Source organism: Trueperaceae bacterium (genome assembly GCA_002707365.1).
GTDB lineage: Bacteria > Deinococcota > Deinococci > Deinococcales > Trueperaceae > UBA6957.
In genome coordinates this window covers 164,609-176,968 of the sequence record PAMQ01000004.1, presented here as the reverse complement: position 1 = coordinate 176,968, position 12,360 = coordinate 164,609, and the positions used below count along the sequence as shown (strand labels likewise).

Genomic DNA, 12,360 nt, shown 5'->3' with positions numbered 1-12,360 from the left:
GCGCGCCACGAGCCCCTTGTTAAGTTCAAAGGTAAAACGAAAGGGAGGGTATCATGGGATCAAGCAGGCAAACAGGTTTACTTCTCGTAATAGGTACGATAGTAGCGGCTATTGGGTGGTTTGTTCTTTACTTACCACTGGCGGGCGGTAGTCCTGACACAAGCACCGCTCAAGTAGCGCAAAACATGATCGACAGTGCAACAAGAGCTCACTGGGCAGTGATATTCGCATATGGCGGATTCATTTCTATCCTAGTTGCGCTAGCATTCGTTGCTCGTGGTATGGCCATGGGTGGTGGTGCAGGAGCTGGCAACGGTAACATCGGAATGATTCTGTTCTTACTGTTCAGTGCTGGCGTCCTAATTGTCTTTGGCCTTGAATGGGGCGCTGCTGGCGCAAGTTCGGTTGAGCACGGAACATTGTTCCTAGATCTCACCGGTGCAATCTCAACTGGTGGCCAAATTGTTTTAGCCATCGCATTAGCACTAACCACTTTGGGTCTCTTGAGTGAGGGGAACAACCCAATTGCTCCTCTTGTATTAATAGTTGCCGCAGTGCTTTTAGCACTCAACTTCGTTTGGCCAGGCATAGGTGCTTGGTCGCAATTCGGTGCCTGGATCCTCTTCATGCTAGGAACACTTATACTAGGTATTCAAACATTAGGTAACTCAGACAGCTAAACAAAGTCATTACAAGAAAAAACCCCTGACTTAAACCTCAGGGGTTTTTTCTTGTATAGGTTCAGTAAAAAGGAAAACATAGTCCACGGTAGTCCGGTTTTGAAGATTCGTACTGTACTCTCTGCTCGAACTCTATTTTGTATTTATTGCCCACTCTCGATGTTGAAGAACATAACTAATAAAGAAAAAACAAACTACTCTAATTTGCTCGTACTGAATTTCTTTCTATTTTGTGCCGACACAAACTAATTCTGTATTCCTTGGTGTGGGTCCTTATGGGAGCTTGATAGTCTATGTAAAGATAGTTTTTACTCTTGTCGGTAATGACATTGAGTGCTACCCTCTCCACTATTGACTAGAGATCCATCAAGCCTGCGAGGTTCCCTATGAAAGAAGCTCCCACCGGGGCCAACGATCGCCCAAGAATTAGAGAGTCCGACCGTTCGGTGCAACCCAACTTCATCACTAAAGTAATTGATGAGGAGCTTAGGGCGGGTCTTCGAAGCAAAATCGTGACGAGATTTCCTCCAGAACCGAATGGTTTCCTCCACATCGGGCATGGCATGGCTCTCTTGTTGAACTTTGGAATCGCTCAAGACTATAACGGTTACGCGAATCTCCGCTTCGACGACACTAACCCAGAGACAGAGGACTCCCAGTTCGTCAAAGCCATGCAGGAAGACATGCACTGGCTTGGTTGCCGTTGGGAGAATGTCCTACACACATCCGATTATTTTGAACAACTTTATAACCTAGCTGTAAAACTCATTGAGCAAGAAAAAGCCTATGTGGATGACTTGTCAGAGGACTTAATCCGGGAATACCGCGGATCCGTAACCGCTCCAGGTCGCGAAAGTCCGTATAGGACTCGTTCCACCGCTGAAAATCTTGAGTTGTTCAAGCGAATGAAGGACGGTGCTTTCAAAGAAGGATCAAGAGTTCTTAGAGCCAGAATCGATATGACGGCACCCAACATGATCATGCGGGATCCGATCCTCTACCGAATTGTGGATGAATCACATTTCCGTACTGGCAATAAGTGGAACATATACCCCATGTACGACTTTGCTCACCCATTATCTGACGCGCTTGAGGGAGTTACCCATAGTCTCTGTTCATTGGAGTTCGAAAACAACCGTGAGATTTACGACTGGCTTGTTGAATCTCTGTTCGAAATTCCGCGACCACATCAGTACGAGTTCGCACGTTTAAACCTCGAGTACACGGTTACATCCAAACGTAAGCTTGCGCCACTCATTACCGATGGTCACGTGAGTGGCTGGGATGACCCACGCTTGCCAACTCTAGCTGCCCTCAGGCGCCGCGGAGTTACTCCCGAAGCAGTAAAGGATTTCGTGAATCGAGTTGGGGTAACGAAGACAAATAGCGTGACTGACCTGGGTCTTCTCGAGTACGCCATCCGTGACGACCTAAACCGACGGGCACCTCGAGTCCTGGCTGTCTCAGAACCGCTGAAAGTAGTTATCACTAACTACCCGGATGACAAGATCGAGAGTCTAGATGCTCCTTACTGGCCACACGACATCCCAAACGAGGGCTCCCGGACCTTACAATTTGACAAACAATTGTTTATTGAACAAAGTGACTTTAGCACTAACCCACCAGATGATTGGCGGCGCCTCGCAGTCGGCAGTGAAGTCCGCCTCCGGCATGCCTACGTGATCCGCTGCAATGAGATCATCAAAGATGCTGACGGTAACACTGTCGAACTTAGGTGCACCTACGACCCTGACACATTAGGGGCTAACCCAACTGACCGCAAGATTGCCGGTACAATCCATTGGTTAGCAGCAGCAACAGCTATCCCAGCTGAGTTTCGGCTTTACGATCGACTCTTTCAGGTTCCAGTCCCAGGAGCAGAAGGTAGGACTCTGGTTCAAGACCTCAACCCACTGTCGCTCGAAATTAAAAATGGGTTTGTCGAGCCGAACGTAAAATCCCACTCGGTTGAAACCCGATACCAATTCGAACGCCTTGGCTACTTTTGGCATGACCCACATCAGTCACCATCGAACGGTCTTGTATTCAATCGAATAATCACCCTAAGAGATAATTGGAATGCCAAACGCAGCAATCAAAAAACAAGCAGGGCAGCTACTGTTACCAAGAGGTCAAGCCAAAAAACATCCTCAGGGCAAACCGAGGCGTTAGATTACTCAAAATCTTTCTCGAGCAAACAGCTTATACGATTTGAACATTACGTTAATCTCGGTCTCTCAAAAGCTGATTCTCAATTGATCACGATGAACGATAATCTTGCTGATTTCTATGACTCTTGTGTAACAGAAGGCCACGACGCCATATCGTTAGCTAACTGGGTGGTAAACGAATTAGCACGGATAGCAAAAACAAGGCCTTTGACAGATCTACCTTTCGGTCCAACCGAATTCACTCGCCTTATTGTCCTTACTGATAACAAGACCATCTCTTCGCGAGCAGCTAAAGAAATTCTTGAAGCAATGCTTATGGATGAAGGTGACCCCGACAAGATTATGGAGGCTCGAGGCCTCACTCAGGTCAGCAATGAGACCGAACTCGAGAAAACCCTCAAAGCAGTTCTTTCTGCAAACTCTGGAAAGGTAGCAGAATATCGTGATGGCAAAAGGGGTTTATTAGGTTTTTTTATGGGCCAAGTAATGCGAGAAACACAAGGCAAAGCAAACCCACAAATGACGAAAGAGCTGCTCGAAAAAATATTAAATGACACTTAACCATTTTTCTTAGGAAGAGCTATTATCGGCGACGCTTTTTTGTGTTGCTACCTCGTGTGTACTTGCAGTGGCAATCCGGATTTAACTTAACTTCTTCACTTAACAACAGTATCTATAACTCTGATTTGGGAATAAACCCAAACTACTACCGTTCTCTTTTCGTCGAACCTTTTAATCATAAATTACACTTCTAAAGACCCTTCGGCACCGGTGCTATTCATAGGTCGAAAACTGTATCGAGCTGCTCAGCGAAATCATCAGGGCTGGTAACTGGGATTCTGCATGCCCCGCCCTCACAAACGTAGGCCGTAGCTCGACCACCTAAAGAATGTTTTTCCTCCAATAAGGGAAGTACCTTCAATAGTGGATCAGAGGCACCCGAAGATAAGATCTGAACTACTTGGGAGAGATCGCGGTCATTTAAGACCTGCACAAGAGCCTTAGTATCGTTTGCCTCTGGACTCCCAACAATAACCACTTCTCTAGGGGGACTCAGTAAAGCCTCTGTGACCAACAACGCTGTAGCAAAACCTCTAGGTTGGGAAGCCATCGCATCCTTTAAAGGACGAACTGACTCAATCGCTATCTCCTCGTAATGGTGATTCCCTAGGAATCGCCCAACACGAAAAATTAGTTCAGCAGCAGCGAAACCCTCGGCCGGGGTCGCACTATCAAAAATCCCCTTTGGACGCACTATGAGCGATTCACCATCATCAGGTGTATTGAAAAATCCACCTCGCGGGTCACGGAAATGCTCTACCACCGATTTTGCCAAGTCAATAGCCAGCTCTAACCAGGTGGCTTCAAAGGTAGTTCGATATAGAGACAAAAGGCCAAGCCCGAAAAATGCATAATCCTCTAGAAGCCCGTCGATTCTCGCTTCGCCATCCTTGTAACTGTGCAAAAGCCGACCTTTACTGTAAAGCTTATCTTTGATAAACCACGCGTTCCGCTGCGCAGCATAGATGTAATCATCGCGTCCAAGTAAACGCCCGGCATCGGCATAAGCACCAAGCATAAGACCGTTCCAAGACGTCAGAATCTTGTCATCTAGACTGGGTCTAATTCTGGCTTCTCTGGCCTTAAAGAGAGTTGACCGAGCCCGATCTATCCGAATTGCAATGTCCTCGATGGTCACTCCGAAGCGCTCAGAAAGAACAGTGTCTTCGTTCGGAATTTCAAGCACATTTCGACCATCAAAATTTCCTGATTCAGTCGCACCAAAGTACGAAGCCACTAGTTCCGTGTCATCCCCTAGGATCTTTTCTAACTCAGTGAAATCCCAAGCATAAAACTTACCTTCTTCTCCCTCGCTGTCAGCATCCAAGGCACTGTAAAAACCACCTTCCACCGAAGTCATTTCGCGACTGACCCATGTGAGGGTCTCTTCGACCGTCCTGAGATAAAGGGGGTCACCTGTCTGACCGTAGGCTTGGGCATAACTATTAACTAATTGGGCATTGTCGTAAAGCATTTTTTCAAAGTGAGGAACTAGCCAGCGGTTATCTACACTGTACCGGCTGAAACCCCCACCCAACTGATCAAAAATTCCCCCACGAGCCATTTTTGTGAGGGTAAAGTACGCCATATCTCGGACCTTAGGGCTCTTCTGGCTTAACAAAAAACGTAACAATACGTGAGGCGGGAACTTGGGAGCACCACCAAATCCGCCGTGATTTGAATCAAACTGTTCTTGTAGAGATTCAATTACAGAACATAACGAGAAGGGTTCTACTCCGCCCTCTCCGACAGGCAATTCAAAGGAACGTTGGAGGTGTTTGGTGATATCGCTTGCTGAATTTTCAACTTCATCCCGCCGGCCCTCCCACAAATCAATCAAGGCACGAAGTACGCGACCGAAAGCAGGCTGTCCGTAGCGGTCTTCCACTGGGAAATAAGTACCGGCAAAGAACGGTTCCCCAGTCGGCGTCAAAATTACCGTCATAGGCCAACCACCGTGCCCCGTCATCGCCTGAACAGCGCTCATATATATTGCGTCAACATCTGGTCGCTCTTCACGATCTACCTTTACATTGATGAAGTATTGGTTCATCACGCGAGCGGTCGCTTCGTCTTCGAATGACTCGTGTGCCATGACATGGCACCAGTGGCAAGACGAGTAGCCGACCGACAATAGTATTGGGAGATCTTGTTCTCTAGCTTCTCGAAATGCCTCTTCGCCCCAGGGATACCAATCGACAGGGTTTTCCTGATGCTGCAACAGGTACGGACTCGTCTCGCCCGCCAATCGATTTTTTTGGTGACCCATTACCGCAGGGTAGCACCGAAGGAAGGTTTGAAAAGCAACTCAAAAACACTAAACATTGCACAACTAACTACTGCCAATAGATGTACCTTGACACAGGCGTAATTTCTACACTGGATTCTTCTGCATCTTAACGAGGAAAATCAGCCCGAAAGTTTTAGAACTATACCAGCAATAATTCAGTCCCCCTGATTGTTTCCATCACCGTCCCCGTCAGAACCTGTTTCTCTCTCACTCTCTTGGGTCGGAGTCAGTTCTAACAGCTCAGGGAACGACTGTACTCCCGAGTCTACTATTAGGGTTTCTATGACCTCGGAGATCCGAATTTGTATAATTTCATCCTCAATTTGGTCACGAACATCACTGAATGGTGTAGTCTTACCGCCTTGACGTTCATAAACGAGAATTGTGTGAAAACCGAATTGGGTTTCTACGGGCCCAATGGGTATGTCAACCTCTGCGCCGAAAGCTGCCTCTTCGAAGGGGGCAACCATTTGACCACGGGTGAAGCAACTCAAATCCCCACCATTAGGTCCGGAGGGACCAGTACTACGATCAATAGCTAGCTGCTGAAACTCGGCCCCCTCCTTGAGATCTGCGAGGGTATCTTGAGCTTCTTCTAAAGTCTCCTGGAGAATGTGACGGGCACATACAGTTTCTTCCGAAGCATACCGATCCTTATAAGCGTAATAATGAAGAGCAAGTTCACCAGTGGTTACCTTTATGTCGTTGTTCAGGACTCGCATAACTTGCTGGATCTGCTCGGTTTCACCCAATACTTGTCGTAATTGGCTCTCATTGGAAAAGCCAGAGAGGTTCAGCAAGTCTTCGAATTCCTGGTCCGACTCAACACTGGCTTTTATCTGGTCAACACGAGCCTGTACGAATTCCTCGGGAAAGGGGATGCCTTGGTCTTCTGCCGCTTTCATAAGAACGAGAGAGGTAACCCTCTGTTCAAGGAAACCCGGTCTAAACTCAGCAAACTGCGCTCGAATTGTATCCGTAAGTTCCATTCTTTGCGAGGCAGCTACAGCTTTTAGGGCAATCTCGAAACGCTCGTCGAACTCAGAGAGCGTCTCGACTTTTTCTCCTAAACGGATCACGACAGGATCATCCTGGGCAACCGCCGGTACTATTAAAGTAAAAACAGCAAGCGGTAATAGGATTCTGGTTAAACAACGTTTTGGTTTGCAGTTCATGACAAGCACCCTACCACCTGATGGTGGGTGTGCTTAGTGACTCACTTAGCCGCGCGACCCATTTGCTTTTTAACCGCCGCCAGCCGTTGGTATAACTCAAGTTGTTCATCAGTCGGTAATTCAGGAACAACCACACTTACCTCTGCAAGTTCATCTCCCCTACCGCCAGTTCTCTTTGGCCAACCTTTCCCACGTAGACGGAGTACGCGACCTGTTTGGGTACCTTTAGGAAGAGACATTTCAACATCACCATCAAGAGTGGGCACACGAACGTTCCCGCCGAGAACAGCCATATAATCTGGTACAGATATTTTAACCCGAACGTTGTCACCATCAAGAGCAAATGTTGGGTGTCGCTTTAGGGATAGCTTGAGCAGTAGATCCCCACCACCGGGCGCATGTCCCCGCAGCCTAAGTTTGGTACCTGCCCTAGCACCTTGGGGAATCTGCACTTCAAGACGTCTCCCGTCCACTGTGACAGTCGTCTGTTGTCCTAGATACGCGGTAATAAGATCAATGGTTAGGCTTGCCTGCACGTTTTGACGACTAGTTACACCACCATGGAACTGACCAAACGGGTCTTGTCCTCCTCACATCGTTCCCCCAAAAAGCCCTTGGAAAAAGTCGGAGAAACCTGCGAAATCTTCAGGACTAACATTGGTGTAAGTTGGGCCACCTTGAGATGCAAATTTAGGGTGTCCATCGGTGGTGCCGAACTGGTTATAAAACTGACGTTTCTCGGGGTCAGAAAGAACCGTGTATGCCTCATTAATTTCTTTAAAGCGCTCTTCAGCGCCGGAATCGTTTAGGTTTCGGTCCGGATGGTGCTTGGCAGCAAGTTTTCGAAATGCAGATTTAATTCCATCCTGATCCGCATTTCTCGACACGCCGAGAACATCATAGTAGTCCTTGTAACTAGACACCCGGCATCTCCCCTCTGGCTATGTAATTACTCTTGAAAAACTAGCACACGAGCAGGCCGTACTAGACGTTCATCGCGGACAAAACCAGACTGGAATACCTCGGCAATCGTCCCCTTTTTCTCGGAATCGTCAGTCGGGACTGCCGTGAGCGCCTCATGCAGGTCAGGGTCAAACTTTTCGCCAATCTCACCTATCCGTTTAAGCCCCAAGGAATCAAGATTACGTTCCAAGCCTGCCATCACAGACTGAACACCAGGAATGATCTTTGCTGGATCTTCTTCATCCGCAACCGCTAAAGCCCGACCGAGATCATCGAATACGGACAGTATTGGAAGTACAGCACTGTCTAGCCCTGCTTGCCGCGCACGATCTGCGTCTTGCGCTGCACGCCGGCGGTAGTTATCGAGGTCCGCCCGTGCCCTTAAATGCCGGTCGTTGGCATCCGAAAGTTCCGACTCGATGGTAGCAAGGGAGGCCTGGAGAGTAGCAAGCTCTTCACGAAGAATATCGATCTCACTTAATTCCCCTTTGTTGACAGTAACTTCAGCCTCAGTTTCACTAGGGGGATTTACAGATTCCTGGGACACATTATTCGTATTTTCTTTATCTCTTTTACTCATGTGACTCCGTCGCTAGGGAATAGGAAGTAACTGTGTACGGGATATTACGACCTCCCCTACCCAGCCGGTTTGAAATCAGCATCGATGACCTCTTCGTCATCATCTTTCGAGCTATTGACGTCATCTTCGGCGTTCTCCTCCCCTTCTGCGGAAGTGGTTGCCGTTGTCGCCTGTTGAAGGGCTTGAAGCGCCTGACCTAACTCACCAGTGAGTTTTTCGTAACGATCCTTAGTAACATCAGAATCGTTAATTGCCTTTTCTGCCGTCTCGATGATTTCACGTACTGGAACTGTAAGTTCATCAGGTGCACCTTCTGCCTCATCCAGCACCCGTTTCGCTTCAAGTCGGAGAGCATCTAGTTGATTACGAGCCTCCGCGAGCTCTCGTGCTTCCTTATCAGCATCAGCATTGACTTCAGCTTCCTGGACCATCCGATCGACTTCATCCTCGGAAAGAGTAGTCGTGTTCTGAATAGTTATTGAAGCCTCTTTGTTGGTTGACTTCTCCTGAGCGGTAACGCTCAATATGCCGTTAGCATCAATATCATACGTAATCTCAATCTGTGGTGTACTTGCTGGCATGGGAGGAATGCCCTCAAGCTTAAATCGGCCCAATGACTTGTTGTGAGCAGCCATTTCACGCTCACCCTGGAGTACGTGTACTTCAACACCAGTTTGATTATGTTCAGCTGTGGTAAACGTCTGACCCTTCTTAACTGGGATGGTAGTGTTCCTATCTATAAGACGAGTGAACACGGCCCCCTTTGTCTCAACTCCAAGGCTTAAAGGAGTGACATCGAGAAGTACAATGTCATCTACATCACCGGTCAGTACACCCGCTTGGATAGCTGCGCCTAGAGCTACGACCTCATCAGGATTTACCGTCTGATTAGGTTCCTTTCCAAGCATGTCGGTAACAAGTTGCTTAACTGCCGGAACGCGGGTCGAACCACCCACCAGGATCACTTCATCAATCCCATCCTGGGAAAGTTTAGCGTCGCGAAGAGCAGCTTGCACCGGTTCGCGAACACGCTTAAGTAGAGGAGATATGAGCTCCTCAAAAGTGCTACGCGTCAATTTCTTCTCAAGATACAGTGGCGCGTTAGAGCCAGGATCCATAGCAATAAAAGGCAAGCTTAAGGTGGTTTCTGGAAGACCAGAAAGCTCAATTTTGGCTTTCTCTGCAGCCTCAATAAGCCGCTGCAAAGCCTGCTTATCCTTACGAAGATCAACATCGTACTCCTGCTGAAAATCGTCAGCGAGCCAGTCAACAATGGCATGATCGAAGTCCGAACCCCCAAGGTGTGTATCTCCGGAGGTGGAACGTACTTCAAAAACCCCTTCACCTACCTCGAGGATAGAAACATCAAAAGTCCCTCCCCCAAGATCGAACACTAGAACAGTTTCGTTACCCTTCTTGTCCAAACCGTAAGCGAGAGCTGCGGCTGTAGGTTCATTCACGATACGAAGAACCTCTAAACCAGCAATCTTACCGGCATTTTGGGTTGCTTCGCGTTGGGAATTATTGAAATAGGCTGGGACAGTTATCACGGCTTTTGTCAACGTCTCGCCTAATGAGGCGCTCGCATCGTCCACCATTTTTCGTAGAACCATCGCCGAAATTTCTTCAGGCGTGTACTGCTCTCCCTCGACTACAAAACGTACTCCATCATCGTCGCCCTGGACAACCTCATAGGGAGCTCGTTCCGCTTCACCCTGAATTTCCCCCCAGGTACGACCAATGTACCTCTTAACCTCAAATAGGGTGCCCTGAGGATTAAGCACTCCCTGCCGTTTAGCTACCTGACCAACCAGTCGCTGGTCATCCTTAAAGGCAACAACTGACGGGGTGGTGCGATTACCTTCACTATTCACTAAGACCGCTGGTTCACCAGCTTCCATCACAGCAATGACGCTGTTTGTAGTACCGAGATCTATTCCAATTGCCTTTGCCATCCGTAAACTCCTTAACCGTTAATGGGGTGGACCGAACATGCCTCGTCAGGAAACCTGCTAGGACAAGGCGCAGAGTTCTCACCGGACGCAATTATACCGAGAGGCGTTCACGGTGTCAACAGATATGAGTCTATCATTATCAAGTTTCTTTGTCATTCCCTAGTTGCGAAATGGTTTCCTATGTAGCGTAGAAAAATAATTTGGGCGCCAATCAATAACAATGGGGTTATCCGCTCCCATTTCGTTAACTAACCCAGGTAATTCCCGACCTCGATTGAGTAACTTAGGTGGCTAAGCTTACGAACTACACAAGAATTTTAGCGTGCAAAGATAACCGCTAAACAACCAAATCAAACATCTCCAAAAAACCGAAGATCTAGGGAATTAAAGTAAGTTACATAAGATCAACAAAGCAAGCATAGACTTAATTAATGCTGGAAAAACCAGCTTTAGTACCCTAAAACACTACTTTAGGAGGTCATTTGATAGGGTTTTACCCCCTTAAACGCAATCAAGATGCAAACCCTTGACGAATAATGCATAACGCGGTATTATGCCCTTTATACGCGCTCAGGTTGAGCGCTTTTTTTTTGCTTTGCGCATCCCTTACCCAAACCGATCCTCTGGCGCCTTCGAATCTCCCTCGCAACAACGAGGTTACCTACTAGCAGGACTAACGAAATCAAAATGTACCAAATGTTTAACCTGAATCCTCCAAACCTAAAATCTCCTTCAATTGAGGCTCCAGCTAATACAGCAACTAACAAGCTGGGTAGCCCCCCAATAGCAGTAGCAACAAAAAATGCAGTAAACGGCACTCGCAAAATCCCAGAAGCGTAGTTCACAAAATCACCGGGAACCGCGACCAACCGAGCACAGAGCACCGTCTCAAACGCCGCTTCCCGAAGACCTTGGAAAAACCCCACACTAGGAGGGACTATACGTATCGACAACAACTTCGGGAAAAAATAAGCTAACGAAGCGGAAGTAAGTGTAGCGATAAAAGAGTACACGAATCCCCAAAATGGACCAAAAAGGTATCCAGAGCAAACAGTAAGAATAGTTGTCGGCAAAAATAGAACTGGCCGTACAAGGTAAATCACAAAGAGCCACAGACCACTTAATGGAGAAATCGTCACCGCTAAAAGCCAACTCTCTAAAAGAGCGCCAATCCCCCCCTCCCAGCTCCGGATTCTTATCCAAAACACAGCAAGTCCTGCGGCCCACAATGCGACCCCAAGGTAACGAACCCACCCGTGCGCTATATGCATGAACCCTCCAAAGTAAAGGTCTCAACTATTATGCCCCTGCAGAAAGTAAAATCATGACATGGCACAAGTTAGCAAGGATCCTTTCAGCGGAGCAGTCTTAGCAGGAGGCCGCTCAAAGCGTTTCGGAAGTAATAAAGCTATGGCTAACTACCAGGGCCAAACCCTCCTTTGCCATGTCCTCCAAAGTCTGACAGAAGCGCACGAACGCTTCGTAATAGCGAATCAACCAATATCTTCCGTAAATGTTCCCATATATCCCGACCTCATCAAGACAGGAAGCCCAATGTCTGGTCTACATAGCGCCCTAACCTATGCAAACCACTCCTGGGTAGCTGTTGCTGCTTGTGATCTACCCAATCTAAACACAACCTACTGGCGTTTTCTTTACAACGCAAAGGGGGATAGCCAAGCTGTTGTGATAAAACATGATAATGGCAGGCTAGAGCCATTAGCAGCTCTATATCACCGCACAGCTCTACCAATAATAGAAACTAGGCTCCGCACAAACCAGTTTTCTCTTCACGCACTAATGGCTGACCTCAATACAACCTATGTTGCGTCGCAACCGTTTGCTTTGGGCGGATTGTTTAAAAACATTAATAAACCAGAAGACTTATGAAGGATTCTACTGCTTTTCTTGACGTTCTTTTAGCGCTTGCTGATGATAGATAGAACCATGTGGTAGTTGTTGGCAGCAAATCAACCACTCCAGTA

At 47.6% G+C, this 12,360-nt stretch carries 8 protein-coding genes and 1 pseudogene; 3 read left to right on the top strand and 6 right to left on the bottom strand.

Features of this window, described 5'->3' with window-relative positions; genetic code table 11:
* The first annotated feature begins 53 nt into the window (after positions 1-53).
* Both CMO31_01885 and CMO31_01880 read left to right on the top strand, forming a co-directional pair.
* Entirely contained in the window at positions 54-680 is a 627-nt protein-coding gene (locus CMO31_01885) for a hypothetical protein (GenBank protein MAZ52750.1), read from the top strand.
* A 386-nt stretch (positions 681-1,066) separates the two neighbouring features.
* Positions 1,067-3,412, top strand: a complete 2,346-nt coding sequence (locus tag CMO31_01880; GenBank protein MAZ52749.1) for a glutamine--tRNA ligase — start codon at positions 1,067-1,069, stop codon at positions 3,410-3,412.
* 217 nt (positions 3,413-3,629) lie between these two features.
* On the opposite strand, the gene CMO31_01875 is transcribed toward CMO31_01880, so the two are convergent.
* The 6 genes and pseudogenes from CMO31_01875 to CMO31_01850 form a co-directional block, all read right to left on the bottom strand.
* Positions 3,630-5,681, bottom strand: a complete 2,052-nt coding sequence (locus CMO31_01875; protein MAZ52748.1) for a thioredoxin domain-containing protein — start codon at positions 5,679-5,681, stop codon at positions 3,630-3,632.
* Between the two features lie 176 nt (positions 5,682-5,857).
* A complete protein-coding gene (locus tag CMO31_01870; GenBank protein MAZ52747.1) occupies positions 5,858-6,886 on the bottom strand; it encodes a hypothetical protein in 1,029 nt (342 codons plus the stop codon).
* Positions 6,887-6,918: 32 nt separating this feature from the next.
* Positions 6,919-7,800, bottom strand: a pseudogene (locus CMO31_01865) (molecular chaperone DnaJ).
* A 26-nt stretch (positions 7,801-7,826) separates the two neighbouring features.
* Positions 7,827-8,420: a nucleotide exchange factor GrpE gene (gene grpE, locus CMO31_01860; protein ID MAZ52746.1), complete on the bottom strand. Its 594-nt coding sequence runs from the start codon at positions 8,418-8,420 to the stop codon at positions 7,827-7,829.
* Positions 8,421-8,476: 56 nt separating this feature from the next.
* Positions 8,477-10,375 carry a molecular chaperone DnaK gene (locus CMO31_01855; GenBank protein MAZ52745.1) on the bottom strand — a complete coding sequence of 633 codons (1,899 nt, stop codon included), beginning with the start codon at positions 10,373-10,375 and terminating at the stop codon, positions 8,477-8,479.
* A gap of 560 nt (positions 10,376-10,935) precedes the next feature.
* Positions 10,936-11,646 carry a hypothetical protein gene (locus tag CMO31_01850; protein ID MAZ52744.1) on the bottom strand — a complete coding sequence of 237 codons (711 nt, stop codon included), beginning with the start codon at positions 11,644-11,646 and terminating at the stop codon, positions 10,936-10,938.
* 58 nt (positions 11,647-11,704) lie between these two features.
* On the opposite strand from CMO31_01850, the gene CMO31_01845 reads away from it, so the two are divergent.
* Positions 11,705-12,265 (top strand): molybdenum cofactor guanylyltransferase, encoded by a 561-nt coding sequence (locus tag CMO31_01845; GenBank protein ID MAZ52743.1) that lies wholly within the window; start codon positions 11,705-11,707, stop codon positions 12,263-12,265.
* Positions 12,266-12,360: the final 95 nt, after the last annotated feature.

Coding starts and splice junctions, on each gene's coding strand:
- CMO31_01885 (MAZ52750.1), top strand. CDS start 54: ATGGGATCAAGCAGGCAAACAGGTTTACTTCTCGTAATAGGTACGATA.
- CMO31_01880 (MAZ52749.1), top strand. CDS start 1,067: ATGAAAGAAGCTCCCACCGGGGCCAACGATCGCCCAAGAATTAGAGAG.
- CMO31_01875 (MAZ52748.1), bottom strand. CDS start 5,681: ATGGGTCACCAAAAAAATCGATTGGCGGGCGAGACGAGTCCGTACCTG.
- grpE (MAZ52746.1), bottom strand. CDS start 8,420: ATGAGTAAAAGAGATAAAGAAAATACGAATAATGTGTCCCAGGAATCT.
- CMO31_01855 (MAZ52745.1), bottom strand. CDS start 10,375: ATGGCAAAGGCAATTGGAATAGATCTCGGTACTACAAACAGCGTCATT.
- CMO31_01850 (MAZ52744.1), bottom strand. CDS start 11,646: ATGCATATAGCGCACGGGTGGGTTCGTTACCTTGGGGTCGCATTGTGG.
- CMO31_01845 (MAZ52743.1), top strand. CDS start 11,705: ATGGCACAAGTTAGCAAGGATCCTTTCAGCGGAGCAGTCTTAGCAGGA.